We start from the raw sequence: 16,066 nt of genomic DNA on the forward strand, positions 1-16,066 counted from the left end.
AATTACTCATATGGAATCTCTTCTTCACGCACGGTTTCTCCGTCACGTTCAATGCGGTAGGCGGCCGTTTCTCCCTCCTGGATGATGAGGTTGAGTGTATATTCGGTATCCTCTGTAATCTCCAGCGTTTGGAACATCTCATCGATCGAATGTTCCTTGTCTTCTATGAAGATTTCGACGGTCTTCGCCTCAGGGGAATCCTCTTCGCCGTCTTCACCCTCCGGCGCCTCACCGCTCCCCTCCTTCGCCGGTGCCTCTTCAGCATCCGGCTCCGATTCATAGGGGATCGTGACCTCTTTGGCAAACTGCTTTTCATCCCGCGGCTCTTCGCCGAGCGAGACGATGAAGCGGATGGTGGATCCGGGGACGAAGTTGCCGTAGCTTGGATCCTGGCTGATTACATGTCCGCTCTCCACATCAGTGCTGTAGGCTTCCTGTATCATTTCGACGTTGAACCCCTGGCTGGTGAGTTCCCTTTCCGCCGTTTCATAAGGCTGCCCCATATAATCCTGTATTTCGACAGTCTCCAGCCCCTGCGAGATCACGAGCCTCAGCGCCTCCTCTTCGGGATGCACTTCATCCCCGGCAGCGATCGATTGGGATATGATCGTCCCGGCTTCGGAATCATCATATATTTCATCGATCTCCACGGAGCTGAACCCGATGGTATCGACAGCACTTCTCACACCATTGTATTGTTCACCGGTGAAGTCCTCCATGACATAGGGTTCTTCACCCATGCTGACGGTGAAATCCACTGCAGTGCCCCTTTCGGCCTCGCTGCCGGATGCCGGGGTGGTCTCGATGATCCTCCCGGATTCAATGGTGCTGCTGTAGACTTCGGTGACGTCCCCCTGTACGAGCGCATTCTCCTCGAGCAGCGGGCCGGCCTCCTCCATCGTCATCTCCTGCATATTCGGCACTTCCGCCGTCCTATTGCTTTGCCACATCATGAACCCGGCTGCCAGCAGGGCTGCCATGGCAAGAAACAGAGGAATCAGCCACAGCAGTCCGCGCCGCTTTTTCCTGCCAGGGGCCGCCTCATCATCTGCTTCGGCCGGAGCGGCGGAGACCGCTGCGGTTTCGACCGTCTTTTCCCGGTCTTCCCGTACAGGGACCTTCCCTATGGGCCGGCCCTCCTTGAAATCATTCAGGGCGCGGAGGAGATCATCCACCTGGCGATATCGGTCATATGGATCCTTCCTGGTGCACCTGTAGACGATATTGGCAAGGTCTTCCGGGATCTGACGCTCTGATGAGATGTCTGGAAACGGTTCTGATATATGTTTCAGGGCGACCGACACAGGCGTCTCCCCATCGAACGGCAGCGTGCCTGTCAATAGCTCATAGAGCACGATGCCGAATGAGTATATATCGGTCCGTTCGTCCGTCTTCTGGCCTTTGGCCTGCTCCGGGGAGATGTACTGCACGGAGCCCATCACCTGGTTGGTTTCCGTCATTTTGGTATCGCTGAGTGCCTTGGCGATGCCGAAATCGGTGATTTTGATCTGCTGCGCTTCATTCATCAGTATGTTCTGCGGTTTGATGTCCCTGTGTATGATGCCGGCATTATGTGCATGCCGCATCCCCCTGAGTGTCATTTCACTGATCCTGATGGCTTCCGCGATTTCAACCGGGTGGTTGTCCCGGATGAATTCCTTGAGTGTCGGACCATGGACGACTTCAGTCACCAGCAGATGGTATTCCTCCGATTCGTCGACATCCAGTACACTGACGATATTCGGATGGGCAAGGTGGATGGTGCTTTCCACTTCCCGCTGAAACCGCGCCTTCGACTTTTCACGGTTATGATGGTCCACTTTGATCAGCTTGACGACCACTTCCCGATCGAGGATGATGTCCCTGGCCAGATAGACGGAGCTCATTCCGCCGCCCAGATACTTCATCACTTCGTAGCGATCGGAGACGATCCGGCCGATCACTCCCCTTCACTCGCCTTCAGATCAGCAAGCACCAGACTGATGTTGTCGGTGGATCCGCTCTTCAACGCCTGATCCACAAGCTGTGATGCCTTTTCTTCAAGCGCCCGCCCGCCCCGGGTGATGATGGCGTGCAGTTCACTGTCGTCGGGATCGTCCGTCAGTCCGTCGGAGGCAAGCAGAAGGTAGTCATACTGCCTGTTCCTCAGTCTGAAGACATCCGCCTGGATCAGACGGTCGGTGCCCATCGCCTTTGTAATGATGTTGCGCTTCGGGTGCACTTTGGCCTCCGCTTCTGTGATTTCCCCTGCATCGACCAGCATGTTGACGAAGGAATGATCCTTCGTCACCTGCTCGATCGTGCGGTCATTCATGGCATAGGCCCTGGAGTCTCCGACATTGAGGATGATGATTGTCTCTTCGATCACAGCAGCCAGCACAAGCGTTGTGCCCATGCCCTGGTATTCCGGGTTTTCCTGCTGGTAGTCGAACATCCGCCTGTTGATGTCCATTACCAGACGGCGCAGGAATTCCACACCGTCTTCAACATTCAGCAAATTTTCATTTTCCCATGCGGCCCCAACTTCATCATGTACAAACCGGCTCGCCACATCCCCGTACCGGTGACCGCCCATGCCATCCGATACGAGCATCAGCATCTGCCCCGTGCCATTTTTGAATATACCTGTAACATCTTCGTTGAGATCCCTGTAATCCCCCCGAATACTCCGATCGATGACTTTCAAGACTACTCCCCCGTCTCCTGTTTGGATTCTTTTGCCCTGAGCTGTCCACACGCTGCATCGATGTCGGTGCCCTGCTCCCTTCTGAGGGTGGCGTTCACACCGCATTCGTTAAGCGTTTCAAGAAAATCGAATATATCGTCCTTGCTCGTCCTGACATAGTTCCGTTCCGGCACATGGTTGACCGGAATCAGGTTGACATGGCACTTGAGATCCTTGATCAGTTCACTCAGCGCGCGCGCATGTTCCGGCTGGTCATTGACGCCGCCGAACAGGCCGTATTCGAAAGTGACCCTGCGGTTCGTCTCCTGCTGATAATACTTGAGCGAATCCATCAGCTTGTCGATGTCATAGGCTTTATTGATCGGCATCAGCCGCGTACGCGTCTCATTGTCCGCTGCATGCAGGCTGACCGCAAAGTTGATCTGTATATCCTCTTCCGCAAAATCATAGATCCTCGGTACGATGCCGCTCGTGGATACTGTGATGTGGCGTGCACCGATGTTCAGGCCATCATCATGATTGATGATCCTGATGAACTGCATCATCTGGACGTAGTTTTCGAAAGGTTCCCCGATGCCCATGATGACGATGCTGCTGACACGCTCATCCGTTTCATCGAGTGCCTTCTGTATCTGTACGACCTGGGAGACGATTTCCCCCGCTTCGAGGTTCCGCTTCAGTCCGCCAAGTGTAGAGGCGCAGAAGCTGCAGCCGATCTGGCAGCCGACCTGGGTCGTCACACATACCGAGTTGCCGTAGTCATGGCGCATCAGTACCGTCTCGATCGTGTAGCCGTCACGCAGGCGGAACAGGAATTTCATCGTTCCGTCTTCACTCTCCTGCCTGACCACGGTTTCAAGCGGATCCATGCTGTAGTTTTCAGCGAGGGACTCCCGCATCGCCTTCGGCAGGTTCAGCATGTCATCGAAATGGTCGGCACGGTGTGTATAGAGCCACTCGAAGATCTGGCCGCCGCGGTACTTCTCCTCTCCCCATCCGATGGCGAGTTCTTCAAGATCCGAAAGGGATAGCGAGTAGATGGAGGGTTGGTCGAAATCGGGCTGCCTGTTGTTCTTTATCGGTTTTTTTGGTGGTCTTTGAATCATTGTTTTTCCTTCTTTCTGAACCTGGCTATGAAGAACCCGTCGGTTCCTGCCTCCTGCGGCAGTATCTGCCGGTATGGACCTTCAAAATCAAAGGCCTCGAGGGTGAACGGATCAAACTCGATATCTTCATTCTCTTTCATGAATGTGTAGGCGACATTTTCATTTTCCATCTGATGGATGGTACACGTCGAATACACGAGTATGCCGCCAGGCTTCAAATAATTTTTTATATTGGATAGGATGGCGAGCTGGAGGGCGACGAGGCTGTCTATATCCTCCGCTTTCCGCTCATATCTTATTTCCGGTTTCCTGCGGATGACACCAAGGCCGGAGCATGGTGCATCCACGATGATGCGGTCGTATTGCCTTGGATAGTCCTTCTGTGTGGCATCCCCCTGGAAAGCTTCATAGTTGGCAAGTCCAAGGCGTTCTGCCTGCGCTTCTATCAATGGGATCTTATGGTCATGGATGTCAGAGAGGTCGACGTGCCCGTCACGCACCTTCTCCAGCGCATGGAGGCCTTTGCCGCCGGGTGCGCTGCATGCATCGAGGATGACGTCGCCGTCTTCAGGCGCAAGTGCATCATTGACGAGCATGGAGCTGACATCCTGGATGCTGAACAGCCCCTCCTTGTAGAACTTCGACTGGAGCACCTCTCCACCCACTTCGATGGCATCCGCCTGTATTTCGGAAGGCACCGCGCCAAGTCCTTCTTCATGAAGCTTTTCGACGAGCGCCGCACGGCTGATGCGCGCCGTATTCGTACGGATGTACATCTTCGGACGGCTGCCGAGCGCCATGGCGATTTCCCGCGCCCCGTCCATGCCGTGATGGGTCTTCCAGTGTGAGATGATCCACTCCGGTATGCTCGCTTCAATCGACAGGCGGGCGGTGCTGCTCCTGATGCCATCATAGCTCTGCAGCGGCTTGCGCTCAAAGCTGCGGAGTATGGCATTGATGGCATTGGCGGCCTGCGGTCCGCCGCGCTTCTTCGCGATGTCCACCGCTTCGTTTATTGCCGCATAGTTCGGCACACGTTCAAGCCATATGATCTGGTAGACGGTGATGTCGAGCAGATTCCTCTGCCAGCGCTTCAGTTTTGTACGGATGAAGGGCCTGATGTGGAAATGTATGGTCAGCCGCCTGGAAATTGTACCATAGACGATCTTGGTAAGCAGCCCCCTGTCATTCGCCGGAAGCCCTTCCCTGCCGATCATGTCATTCAGTATGATATTGCTGTAGCCGCCTTCATCCATGACCCTCGTATAGGCATCCAGTGCGAGTTCACGTACTGTCATCTATTCCACCTGCCCAAGTACAGTGCCGGCGATGTCCTGCCTGCCTGCTGCAAATTCTGATGCCCGTGTACGCTTCTTGCCTGCCAGCTGCACTTCCGTGACTTCCAACAGGCCGCCGTCACCGCAGGCGACCTTCATACCATCCGGCGTGGCTTCGACGATCGTGCCGGGTGCATCCTGCGATGTGCCCTCCGGCGGGTTCGCCCCATAGACTTTGAGGCGCTTCCCGTCGATTTCCGTATAGGCACCCGGCCATGGCGACAGTCCCCGTATATGGTTGAATACACTGCGTGCATCCTGCGACCAGTCGAGCCGCTCATCCGACTTCGAGATGTTCGGGCTCACGGTAGCAGCGGATCCATCCTGCGGCACCCTTCCGTTTCTTCCTTCAAGTATGTCGGGCAGCGTCTCCATGAGCAGCCCGGCCCCCATCTGAGAAAGCCTGTCGTGCAGCGATCCTGTATCATCCGTGTCCCGGATTTCTGTAGAAGTGCTGCTGATGACATCCCCACTGTCCAGGCCTTCAGCCATGTACATGAGGGTCACCCCCGTCTCACCGTCCCCTTCCATGACGGCACGGTGGATCGGTGCGCCGCCCCTGTGCCGCGGCAGCAGGGAGGCGTGGACGTTGATGGCGCCGAGGCGCGGCACCTCGAGCAGCGCCTTCGGCAGTATCTGCCCATAGGCCGCCGTGATGATCAGATCCGGCCCCACATCTTCAATTTCTGCGATGGCCGCTTCGTCACGGACGCGTTCCGGCTGGAAGAGCGGAATGCCGAGTGCTTCTGCCGCCTGCGCGACAGGCGGGGGTGTCATCACCCGTTTCCTGCCCACCGGCTTGTCCGGCTGACTGACGACCATTGCGACATTGTACTCCTCATGGAGCTTCTCCAATATCGGCACTGAGAAATCCGGTGTCCCCATGAAAATGATTGTTTCTGTCATAAATTATTCCTCCTACATGATTACGAGTGGATCTACATCGATCCGGAGTGAGATGCCTTCGGACCTGTATGCCTCGTGGTAGTGTTCATCCAGTGAATTGAGCATTTCAAGCAGTTCCGGTTCCCTCTTGTACTTGAGGAGTATCTGGAAGCGGTACTGCCGGTTGATACGCTCAAGGGGACTGGGTGATGGGCCGACGATGATCGACTGGTCTGAGACTTTCTGTATCAGTGTGTCATGGATGTGGCTCGTCGCCTTCAAACATTTTCTGATGTCCTCGCTTGAGACGGTGAAGAGCACGTGGAAATAGTACGGTGAATAGCGTGCCAGCCGCCTGAATGCCATCTCCTTTTCATAGAAGCGCCGATAGTCGTTCTCCTTTGCCAGCTGTATTGCGTAGTGCGTCGGGTTGTATGTCTGGAAAATGACCTCCCCCGTCAGCTCATGCCGGCCGGCCCGACCTGAAACCTGGGTCAACAGCTGATACGTCTTTTCGTTCGCCCTGAAGTCGGGCAGATTGAGCATCGTATCGGCATTCAGCACCCCTACGAGGGTCACTTTGGGGTAGTCCAGCCCTTTGGCGATCATCTGTGTGCCGAGCAGTATGGGTATCTCCTCCTGCTCAAAATGGTCCAGCAGCTTTTCGTGCATCCCTTTCCTTCTCGTCGTATCATTATCCATCCGGACGACATCCGCATCGAACATGTCCCGGAGAATCTCCTCGACCTTCTCGGTGCCTGTACCCCTGAAGGTCACATCCTCGCTCTGGCAGTTTTCGCATGTCCGGTGGACCGGACCTTCATAGCCGCAATAATGGCAGAGCAGGCTGCGGTTCGACTTGTGGTAGGTCAGGGAAATGTCGCAGTTCGGGCACATCGGTACGTGGCCGCAGCTCTGGCAGATCTGGAAGTTCGAGTATCCCCGCCTGTTGAGCAGCAGCACCGTCTGCTCCCCCCGTTCGATCCGTGTTTCGATCGCCGCTTCAAGCGGCTTGGAGATGATTGATGTATTGCCGGTGCGGTGCTCCTCCGACATGTCGACGACGCTGATTTCCGGAAGCACTTTCGTGCCGGCCCGTTCCGTCAGCTCCAGACGTTCATAGACGCCCTTCTCGCTTCTTGCAAATGTTTCAAGGCTTGGCGTCGCCGTACCCAGTATCAATGGACAATTATGGTATCTGCTTCTGAACTTCGCCACTTCGATCGCATGATACATCGGACGGTCCCCCTGCTTGTAGGTCGTCTCATGCTCCTCATCGACGATGATGGCACCGACATTTTCAAACGGTGCGAAAATACTGCTCCGTGCTCCGACGGAGACGCGCGCCCTGCCCTCTTTGATCTTGCGCCATTCATCATACTTTTCACCATGGGAGAGACCCGAGTGCAGCACTGCGACATCATCACCGAACCGCCGCTTGAAGCGGTTGACCATCTGCGGCGTAAGGGCAATCTCCGGCACCAGCATGATGGCCGTACGCCCTTCTTCGAGTACCTTCTGGATGACCTGCAGATACACTTCCGTCTTGCCGCTGCCTGTAATGCCATGGAGCAGGAATGTTTTCGCCTGTTCAGCATCCAGCGCTTCCGTGATTCTGCCGTAGGCATGCTGCTGCTCCGCATTCAGCACTTTCGGCGGGTCGCTCGTGAATATGCGCCCGCTGTATGGATCACGCTCCACTTCCCGTTCCACTTTTCCGATATACCCTTTCTTGTGCAGCGCATTGATCAGATGGTTGGAAAAGCCGTCATTGACGAGATCCCTGACGAAGAGCGGTTCCGAACTCGCATCGATGACCGCAAGCAGCTCCTGCTGCTTCTTTGCACGCGACAGGTCTCCGCCCTGCTGCTTCAGCGAATAGACGGCGAGCGCCGTCTTCTTCTTTGTATGCTGCCTGATGACGGTCTCCTCGATGATGTCACCGGACTTCAGATGCGGCGCGAGCGCCTTCAGGGCCCCGGCTTCCAGCCGTTTCGGTTCTGCTTCTGCATCACCAGCAACCTCCTCAAGCGCTGCTGCAGCCTCTGCTGTATGGCCTTCCGCAAGCTTGAGCACCTTCCTGTAGTTCGCCTTCAGTGCAGCGGGCAGTATCGTCTCGATCACGCTGATGTACTGGTCGACATAATAGTCTGCCAGGTGTCTGGCGATAGTGATCATCTCTTCCGTCAGCACAGGCTCTATGTCGAGCGTCCGGGCGATTTCCTTGATCCTTGCCGGATCGAAATCTGTGGTGTCCTGCAGTTTCATCACATACCCCTGGATCGTCCGCCGTCCGAACGGGACGAGCACCCGGTGTCCCACACTGATGAGGCCTTCCATGCCGTCGGGAATGCGGTAGTCGAACACCTGGTTGACGCTTTTGCTGGGTATATCCACAATGACTGAAGCAAACATCATCCGAGCCACCTCTGGATGAGGGCATCGATGATCTGCTCGCCGAGTGCCCGCTTATCCATCTTTTCAAAAGGCACGGGCGCGCCTTCCCTGAACAGCATGACCACTTCATTGTCGGGGCTGTTCATGCCGATTGATGTATCCGAGACATCGTTCATCACGATGCAGTCGGCATTTTTACGCTCGAGCTTGTCCTGGGCATACTGCTCGACATTTTCGGTCTCCGCCGCAAATCCGACGATGTACATGCCCGTGCTGTGGTCCCCGGCATATTTGAGGATATCCGGCGTCTTCTTCAGGTCGATGGAGACGGTCTCCTGATCCTTCTGCTTCTTCATTTTGCCCTCCATCCGCGTGATGGGGGTGAAATCGCTGACTGCAGCGGTGAATATGCCAAGGTCCGCATCCATGTGTGATTTCACTGCCGTGAACATCTCTTCAGTGGAGACGGTGTCGATGACATGGACGCCCGCGGGCTGGGCCAGGTTGACGGGGCCGCTGACGAGCACGACTTCGGCGCCGCGCTTCTGTGCGGCTTCAGCGATTGCATAGCCCATCCTGCCGCTGGAATGGTTGGTGATGTAGCGGATCGGGTCGATCGACTCCTGTGTAGGCCCCGCCGTCACCAAAACTTTCTTCCCTTTCAGGCTGCCGCCCTTCATGAGGAGCTCTTCAATATACTGTTTGATGTCAGGGACGTTCGCCATGCGTCCTTTGGCATTGTAGCCGCAGGCAAGGAACCCGGATTCCGAATCGATGAAATGGTAGCCGTCATCCATCAGTGTCTGCATGTTGCGGCGGATTGCAGGCTGGTTGTACATGTGCACATTCATTGCGGGGGCCAGTATGACCGGCTTCGTGTTTGCAGCAAGGACATTGAGGAGCATGTTGTCATAGATGCCGCAGGCCAGCTTGCTGATCGTATTCGCGGTTATGGGTGCAACAACAATGATGTCCGCCCATTCCCCGATGTTGATGTGGGAAATGACTGACGGATCCTCTTCCTTGAATGTATTCGTATAGACGTGGTTGCGGCCGATGGCCTGGAACGCCAGCGGTGTGATGAACTCGAGGGCGTTGTCCGTCAGTACGACACGGACCTCGTGCCCCGCCTGGATCAGCTTGCTCGTCAGGTCTACAGCTTTATATGCGGCAATGCCACCGGTGACTCCGATTACAATATTTGCCATGTCTTCACCTCTTAAAAAAAGCTGACAAAAATTTGTCAGCTAGTGTTTTTCTTTAACTTTGTTTTCGGCAATCTCTTCAAGCGCCCGGCTTACCGTCTTCAACGTCTTGTATTCGTCCAGCACAAGGTCGTCCGGGTGGTCCTGCAGATGGCGTGCACGTTTGGCAGCCATTGTGACGACAAGATATTTTGAATCTACATTCTTCTTCAGTTCATGTATAGGTGGGTATAGCATTATTGATTAACCTCCAGCAGCATTTTTCTTAGTTTGGATTCTACACGTGCCCGCCTCATATGAGACGCCTCGACGATGCACTGCACACGGCCACGCGCGAGATCCACATCATCATTGATTACAACAAAATCATACAGGTTCATCAGTTTCAGTTCGCGTTTCGCCTCATCGATGCGATGTCTGATGATCTCAGGTGAATCCGTGCCACGATTGACGAGCCGCTCCTCCAGCTGCGTCAGGTTGGGCGGTGCAAGGAATATGAAAAGCGCCTCGGGAAACTTCTCCCTGACCTGCTTCGCGCCCTCCACTTCAATTTCCAGAAAGACATCATGGCCGTCGGCCATCGTCTGCTCCACATATTCCACCGGCGTACCGTAGTAGTTGCCGACGTATTGGGCATACTCGATGAATTTGTCCTGTTCTATCAGCGACTCGAACTCCTTCTTCGTCTTGAAGAAATAGTCCACGCCGTCCACTTCACCTTCACGCTTTTCCCTCGTCGTCATTGAAATCGAGTATTTGAAATCCGTCTCCGGATGTTCAAAGATCGCCTTTCTGACCGTTCCCTTGCCTACACCGGAAGGGCCGGAGAGGACGATCAGCAGTCCCTTATCTGAAGTCATAACACGTTACCTTTCTATTTGTAATTATCTCCTAATGTACCATATCCAGCAGAAAAATTCATCATTAAATCGCTGGCCGTAAACAAACCGGCCGATTTCATGTTAAAATATTGGATAGTCTGAAACAGGAGGATGAAACCATGGCATTCGACGGCAACTTTGTCCACGCGCTTCTTGGTGAACTGGAAGTGCTCAAGCGGGGCAAGATCAATAGAATACAGCAGATAGATGAAACTTCGATGGTCTTCAAGGTGCGTTCCGCCGGCAGCAACCACAACCTGCTGATCAGCGCGCATCCCATGTATGCACGCTTCCACCTGACCACACATAAGTATGAATTTCCATTCGAGCCCCCGATGTTTCTGCGCGTGGCCAGAAAACACCTCGAAGGCGGCATCATACAGGAAATCAGGCAGCTCGGTAACGACCGCAGGGTCGAAATCCACATACAGTCGAGAAATGAAATCGGCGATGAGATCAGACGCATACTGATCCTCGAGATCATGGGCCGGCATTCGAACATCGTCATCACGGATGCGGACTACAGGATCCTTGACGGGGTCAAGCACCTGACACCGAACAACAACAGCCGGACGATCATGCCGGGCTTCGACTATACCGCACCGCCGACGGAGGACAAACTGGACCCGCGGACGGATGCGATTGAAGAGCTGCCTTCCAAAATCGACTTCAATGCCGGCAGGCTCAACAAACAGATACTTTCCAATGTGGAAGGCTTCAGCCCCCTTTTCGTCAAGGAGGTCGAGCACAATGCCGGCTACTTCACCATACGGAACATCGTACCCGCAATCCGTGAGACGATGGAGAAGGCCGAAAATATAAAACCTGTAATGTATACGGACGGCGATCGTGACATCTTCTATTTCACCCCCCTTTCCCACCTCGGGGAGTCGTATGAAACATACGGGTCGCTGTCCCAGCTTATGGACGACTACTACCATGACAGGTACAGGAAATCGCTCATCAAGCAGAAGGCGCAGGACTACCTGCACCTGATCGAACGTGAATATGAAAAGACGGAGCGGAAGGTCGAAAAGCTCAAGGAAGACCTCGCAGAAGCGGCCGAAAAGGACAAGTACCAGAAGTATGGGGAACTGCTCACGGCATTCATGCATCAGGTGAAGCCCTATGACGAATCAATCGAAGTCATCGACTACTATACGGATGAGCCGCTCGAGATTCCGCTCGACAAGAACCTGTCCGCCAGCGACAATGCCCAGAAGTACTACAAGCGCTACAACAAGCTCAAGACCCGCGAGAACAGCGCCGCTGTGCAGCTGGACCGTGCACGGGAGGACCTCGAATACTTCGCAGGCCTGCTCCATCAGATGGACAGCATCACGACCGAGGAGGAAGTCGACGAAATACGAGAGGAACTGGCGGAACAGGGCATCATCAAGAACAACCGGAAGCAATCTTCGAAGAAAAAGAAGAATAAGATCCAGCTCCACGCATACCGCACCACGGGCGGCCTCGATGTCCTCGTCGGAAAGAACAACAAGCAGAATGACTACCTGACCAGCAGGAAGGCACAGAACAACCACCTGTGGTTCCACACGAAGGATATACCGGGATCCCACGTGGTCATCACCCACCCTGCATCCGAAATCGAAGATCAGGACATTCTGGAAGCGGCGATGCTCGCCGCCTACCATTCGAAGGCCCAGGAATCGGAATCGGTCCCCGTCGACTATACGGAGATCAAGCATGTGCATAAGGTCAGCGGCGCGAAGCCGGGCTTCGTCACCTACACCGACCAGAAGACGGTTCATGTCACACCGATGAAATCCAAGGTGGAGCAGATGGAAAGCGGCCGTACAAACTGAAGAAGGCACTGCCGAAACCGGATCATCGGTTTCGGCAGTGCCTTCTTCTTTCCTCTTCCATCAGCCGCCGTAAAGAGACATATATTGGCGTGCTGAATTCGCCCAGCTGTAGTCGGACGCCGTCATATTTCTGCATAAAGCATCCATATGCTCCTTCTGATGATAGATGTACAGGCTGTACTTCATCGCATTGAGCAGCTCATGGGCATTGTAGTTCTCGAAGGAGAACCCGTTGCCCGAGTATGCGAATTCATTATATGGTATGACCGTATCCTTCAGGCCGCCGGTCTCCCTGACGATCGGTGACGTCAGATAGCGTATGGCGATGAGCTGGCCGAGGCCGCAGGGCTCGAACAGGCTCGGCATGATGAAGAAGTCGCTTGCGGCGTATATCTTCCTCGCATAGCTTTCGCTGAACCCGAGCGTCACATGCACCTTGTCCGGGAAGTTGTGGACGAGCGACTTGAAGTAGTCCTCATACAGTGCCTCGCCTGAACCGAGCACCACGAGCTGGACATCTTCCGCAAGGAACTCATGCATGATGTGTTCGACGAGATCGATCCCCTTCTGGTTGACGAGGCGGGTGACGATGCCGTACATCGGGATGTTTTCGTCCACCGTCAGTCCAAGATCCTGCTGCAGTGCCGTCTTGTTCTTCGCCTTCGTCTTGCGTGAAGAGCGGTAGCGGTGGTACAGCGCCTCATCCCTGACCGGATTGTAGTCATAGGTGTCGAGGCCGTTTATGACGCCGTGCAGATCGCCCCGCCTGTATTCCAGTACCTGTTCGAGACCCTCCCCGAAGAACGGGGTCATGATCTCTTCGGCATACGTTTCGGACACGGTCGTGATCACATCCGCATGATGGATGGCTGCCTTCATCATGTTGAGCATGCCCTGCCACTCGAAGCCCGCAAAGTGCTCCCGGCCAAGGTTGAACAGCTCGCCGAATGCCGACTGTTCGATCCAGCCCTGGTACTGTATGTTGTGGATCGTGTAGACAGTCTTCATGCCGGGATGCGGACGCTTGATGCTGCCGATCGCGACAGCTGCCCCCGTCTGCCAGTCGTGGCAGTGCAGGATATCATACGACTCCTCCACCCTGTACATGAATTCGATGATGGCGTTCGAGAAATATACGAAGCGTTCACCGTCATCGATATAGCCGTACAGTCCATCGCGGTTGAAGTAATATTCGTTGTCGACGAAATAGTAGGTCACATCGCGCCCCTCATATTTCAGTATGCGCGTATACTGGTTGCGCCACCCGACCGGTGTATTGAAGATCATGACCTCCTCCATGTCCCCGCGGTATTCGGAGTTGATGATCTCCTTGTAGAGCGGCAGGATGACGGAGACCCTCGCCCCCTCCTTGACGAGTGCCTGGGGGAGGCTTCCGATCACATCTGCAAGCCCTCCGGACTTGATGAACGGCGTACATTCACTTGCAGCAAAAAGAACATGTTTCATACTGTCACTTCTTTCCGGTTTCATATTATATCCTGGAACGTTTCGCCACTACATACGGCTTCTCTTCGGACCCCATCAGCTGGCGGCCCTCCGTGATGGTCACGTCCTTGTCGAGGATGACATTTTCAAGATGGACGCCGGGTTCGATGATGCAGTTTGCGAAGATGATGGAGTTCCTGATGGTCGCGCCCTTTCCGATAGTCACATTCCTCGATATGACCGAGTTTTCCACCGTTCCTTCAACTGTCGCCCCGTTAGCCAGTATGGACCGTTTTGCATGGCTTTCCTTCTTGTAGAGCGTCGGCGGGTTCGTGCTGACCTTCGTCTTCACCTTCTTCTGGCCGTAGAAGAATTCTCGGTAGCGATCCTTGTCGAGCAGAGCCATGCTGTTGTTGAAATAGGACTGGACGGAATAGAAGTAGTGCGTCTTCGCCTTGATGTCATAGAATCCGGTATCATATTCGTCAAGCTTCTCCCGGATCCCATTGTGGAAAAAGCTCGGCTTATAGTTGTCTATGCAGAAGCGCACGATGTTCATCAGGACTTCCTTCTTGATTATATAGACGCCGGTATAGAGGTGTCCGTTATCCTGGTCATGTGTGAAGCCCGTTACCCTGCCGTCTTCGGTTGCCATCCTGAGTACAGGACTGTTCGGCGGGTTCTCGACCTCTTCACCGATGAATGTAATATCCTTGTCGTTCTCCTTGTGGTATCTGACCGCTTCCGTATAGTCCGTGTTCGAGATGAATTGCGTACCGGAAACGATCACCTGGTCCCCCTTGAACCTCCTGAACAGGTCGGAGTGGTTGTGGAAGTGCTTGAGGTCCCCCTGGGAGATGTCCGACGGGTCATTCCAGTCCGGCGGCAAGACGAATATCTTCCCCTGTCTGCCCTCAAGTCCGAAATCCTCCTTGCGGTTCAGATGGTCGAGCAGGGACCTGAATTTGTGGCCTGCAAACACACCGATCACATTGGCTCCGGAATTGGCCATGTTGGTGATTGTGAAGTCGATCAGTCGATAGCGTCCCATGAAGGGAACCGATCCACTGCTTCTGAAATAGGTCAGCTCGTCCAGGTAGTCCTGTTCCGGCTGCAGGTTGATGAGTCCAAGTAGTTCTTTATCCATTATGACTGCCTCCTTCTGCTATATAATCTTTCAGCGTATCAGGGCTGATGACCACCGGATCGCCGTTTGAAGCCACAATCTGTGTGCCATCCGGTATCTCCACTTCCGACATGACGATGACAGAGTCGAGTGTGACATCTTTGCCGATGAGGGCATCAGGCAGTATGATGGAATCCTTGACGCTTGCCCCTTCCATCGTCTCCACGCCGACGAAGAGGATCGAATTGTCGATTTCTCCTTCGATGAAGGACCCCGGGGAAATGAGTGAATTTGTAATTTCTGCAGTCTCGCCGATGTACTCTGGCGGGCGGTTTTCCTCGTTCGGATAGGTCGGCCACTCCTTCGACATGAGCAGTGTCTGGAAATCCTCCTTCAGCAGGTCCATATTCGCTTCCCAATAGCTCTTAATCGTTCCGACATCCTTCCAATAGCCGTCGAAGCGATAGGCGAACAGCTTCTTATCATCGGCCAGCATCTTCGGTATGATGTCCTTGCCGAAGTCGTGGTCGCTCTCCTCATCCTTTTCATCCGCCAAAAGGTATGGCCTGATGGTGTCCCAGTTGAAGATATAGACGCCCATGGATGCCAGATTATTTTTGGGATGTTCCGGCTTTTCATCGAATTCATAGATGCTGAAGTCATCATTCGTATTGAGGATGCCGAACCGGCTTGCCTCATCCATCGGCACTTCGATTGCTGAAATTGTTGCATCCGCTCCATTTCCCCGATGGAATTCGAGCATCTTGGTGTAGTCCATCTGATAGATATGGTCCCCGCTCAGTACAATCAGTTCATCCGGTTCGTACTGTTCAACGAAATGCATATTCTTGACGATGGCATCCGCCGTACCGCTGAACCAGGCACTGCCCTCACGGCTTGAATAGGGTGACAGTACGCTTACCCCGCCATACTGCCTGTCAAGTCCCCACGGTTTCCCAATGCCGATGTGCTTGTTGAGCATCAGCGGCGAGTACTGTACGAGGAGCCCCACAGTGGATATCCCCGAATTTGCCAGATTGCTCATTGTGAAGTCGATGATGCGGTATTTGCCCCCGAAGGGCACTGCCGGCTTGGCAAGGTTCTTCGTCAATTCGCCAAGGCGCGTACCCTGGCCCCCTGCCAATAGCATTGCTACTGTTTTTGATGTCAT

Annotated in this window: 13 protein-coding genes; 1 reads left to right on the plus strand and 12 read right to left on the minus strand. The window is 54.3% G+C overall.

What is annotated here, in order from left to right:
* Positions 1–2: 2 nt before the first annotated feature.
* The 9 genes from pknB to gmk are packed head-to-tail and all read right to left on the minus strand — an operon-like array spanning position 3 to position 10,476.
* The gene (gene pknB, locus EDC33_RS03665) at positions 3–1,943 is read right to left on the minus strand and encodes a Stk1 family PASTA domain-containing Ser/Thr kinase (protein WP_229716639.1); all 1,941 of its coding nucleotides are present in this window, start codon (positions 1,941–1,943) and stop codon (positions 3–5) included.
* Positions 1,940–2,686, minus strand: coding sequence for a Stp1/IreP family PP2C-type Ser/Thr phosphatase (locus tag EDC33_RS03670; protein WP_229716638.1), 747 nt, complete (start codon positions 2,684–2,686; stop codon positions 1,940–1,942). The genes pknB and EDC33_RS03670 overlap by 4 nt, the downstream gene beginning before the upstream one ends.
* 2 nt (positions 2,687–2,688) lie before the next feature.
* Entirely contained in the window at positions 2,689–3,792 is a 1,104-nt protein-coding gene (gene rlmN, locus EDC33_RS03675; RefSeq protein ID WP_040105676.1) for a dual-specificity RNA methyltransferase RlmN, read from the minus strand.
* Complete coding sequence (gene rsmB, locus EDC33_RS03680) at positions 3,789–5,090, minus strand: 16S rRNA (cytosine(967)-C(5))-methyltransferase RsmB (RefSeq protein WP_124010200.1); 1,302 nt, start codon at positions 5,088–5,090, stop codon at positions 3,789–3,791. Before rsmB ends, rlmN begins: the two co-directional genes overlap by 4 nt.
* Positions 5,091–6,035, minus strand: coding sequence for a methionyl-tRNA formyltransferase (fmt, locus tag EDC33_RS03685; protein WP_124010201.1), 945 nt, complete (start codon positions 6,033–6,035; stop codon positions 5,091–5,093).
* A 12-nt stretch (positions 6,036–6,047) separates the two neighbouring features.
* On the minus strand, positions 6,048–8,429 hold the full coding sequence (gene priA, locus EDC33_RS03690) for a primosomal protein N' (protein ID WP_124010202.1): 2,382 nt from the start codon (positions 8,427–8,429) through the stop codon (positions 6,048–6,050).
* Positions 8,429–9,619 carry a bifunctional phosphopantothenoylcysteine decarboxylase/phosphopantothenate--cysteine ligase CoaBC gene (coaBC, locus tag EDC33_RS03695; RefSeq protein ID WP_124010203.1) on the minus strand — a complete coding sequence of 397 codons (1,191 nt, stop codon included), beginning with the start codon at positions 9,617–9,619 and terminating at the stop codon, positions 8,429–8,431. Before coaBC ends, priA begins: the two co-directional genes overlap by 1 nt.
* Before the next feature lie 39 nt (positions 9,620–9,658).
* Complete coding sequence (rpoZ, locus tag EDC33_RS03700) at positions 9,659–9,853, minus strand: DNA-directed RNA polymerase subunit omega (protein ID WP_031548489.1); 195 nt, start codon at positions 9,851–9,853, stop codon at positions 9,659–9,661.
* A complete protein-coding gene (gene gmk, locus EDC33_RS03705) occupies positions 9,853–10,476 on the minus strand; it encodes a guanylate kinase (protein ID WP_124010204.1) in 624 nt (207 codons plus the stop codon). Before gmk ends, rpoZ begins: the two co-directional genes overlap by 1 nt.
* A gap of 140 nt (positions 10,477–10,616) precedes the next feature.
* Here gmk and EDC33_RS03710 point away from each other — a divergent pair, with 140 nt between their 5' ends.
* Complete coding sequence (locus EDC33_RS03710) at positions 10,617–12,323, plus strand: Rqc2 family fibronectin-binding protein (protein WP_094905834.1); 1,707 nt, start codon at positions 10,617–10,619, stop codon at positions 12,321–12,323.
* A gap of 60 nt (positions 12,324–12,383) precedes the next feature.
* Here EDC33_RS03710 and glgA read toward each other — a convergent pair whose 3' ends face one another.
* The 3 genes from glgA to EDC33_RS03725 are packed head-to-tail and all read right to left on the minus strand — an operon-like array spanning position 12,384 to position 16,066.
* Positions 12,384–13,814 (minus strand): glycogen synthase GlgA, encoded by a 1,431-nt coding sequence (glgA, locus tag EDC33_RS03715; RefSeq protein WP_346255829.1) that lies wholly within the window; start codon positions 13,812–13,814, stop codon positions 12,384–12,386.
* A gap of 1 nt (position 13,815) precedes the next feature.
* The gene (glgD, locus tag EDC33_RS03720; RefSeq protein ID WP_124010206.1) at positions 13,816–14,916 is read right to left on the minus strand and encodes a glucose-1-phosphate adenylyltransferase subunit GlgD; all 1,101 of its coding nucleotides are present in this window, start codon (positions 14,914–14,916) and stop codon (positions 13,816–13,818) included.
* Positions 14,909–16,066: a glucose-1-phosphate adenylyltransferase gene (locus EDC33_RS03725; protein ID WP_094905836.1), complete on the minus strand. Its 1,158-nt coding sequence runs from the start codon at positions 16,064–16,066 to the stop codon at positions 14,909–14,911. The genes glgD and EDC33_RS03725 overlap by 8 nt, the downstream gene beginning before the upstream one ends.

Source organism: Salinicoccus roseus (genome assembly GCF_003814515.1).
GTDB classification, from domain to species: domain Bacteria; phylum Bacillota; class Bacilli; order Staphylococcales; family Salinicoccaceae; genus Salinicoccus; species Salinicoccus roseus.

What these genes read in the sequence shown, in the direction of transcription:
- rsmB (WP_124010200.1), bottom strand. Translation starts at nt 5,090, where the DNA reads ATGACAGTACGTGAACTCGCACTGGATGCCTATACGAGGGTCATGGAT.
- fmt (WP_124010201.1), bottom strand. Translation starts at nt 6,035, where the DNA reads ATGACAGAAACAATCATTTTCATGGGGACACCGGATTTCTCAGTGCCG.
- rpoZ (WP_031548489.1), bottom strand. Translation starts at nt 9,853, where the DNA reads ATGCTATACCCACCTATACATGAACTGAAGAAGAATGTAGATTCAAAA.
- coaBC (WP_124010203.1), bottom strand. Translation starts at nt 9,619, where the DNA reads ATGGCAAATATTGTAATCGGAGTCACCGGTGGCATTGCCGCATATAAA.
- glgD (WP_124010206.1), bottom strand. Translation starts at nt 14,916, where the DNA reads ATGGATAAAGAACTACTTGGACTCATCAACCTGCAGCCGGAACAGGAC.
- priA (WP_124010202.1), bottom strand. Translation starts at nt 8,429, where the DNA reads ATGTTTGCTTCAGTCATTGTGGATATACCCAGCAAAAGCGTCAACCAG.
- EDC33_RS03710 (WP_094905834.1), top strand. Translation starts at nt 10,617, where the DNA reads ATGGCATTCGACGGCAACTTTGTCCACGCGCTTCTTGGTGAACTGGAA.
- glgA (WP_346255829.1), bottom strand. Translation starts at nt 13,814, where the DNA reads ATGAAACCGGAAAGAAGTGACAGTATGAAACATGTTCTTTTTGCTGCA.
- gmk (WP_124010204.1), bottom strand. Translation starts at nt 10,476, where the DNA reads ATGACTTCAGATAAGGGACTGCTGATCGTCCTCTCCGGCCCTTCCGGT.
- EDC33_RS03725 (WP_094905836.1), bottom strand. Translation starts at nt 16,066, where the DNA reads ATGACATCAAAAACAGTAGCAATGCTATTGGCAGGGGGCCAGGGTACG.
- rlmN (WP_040105676.1), bottom strand. Translation starts at nt 3,792, where the DNA reads ATGATTCAAAGACCACCAAAAAAACCGATAAAGAACAACAGGCAGCCC.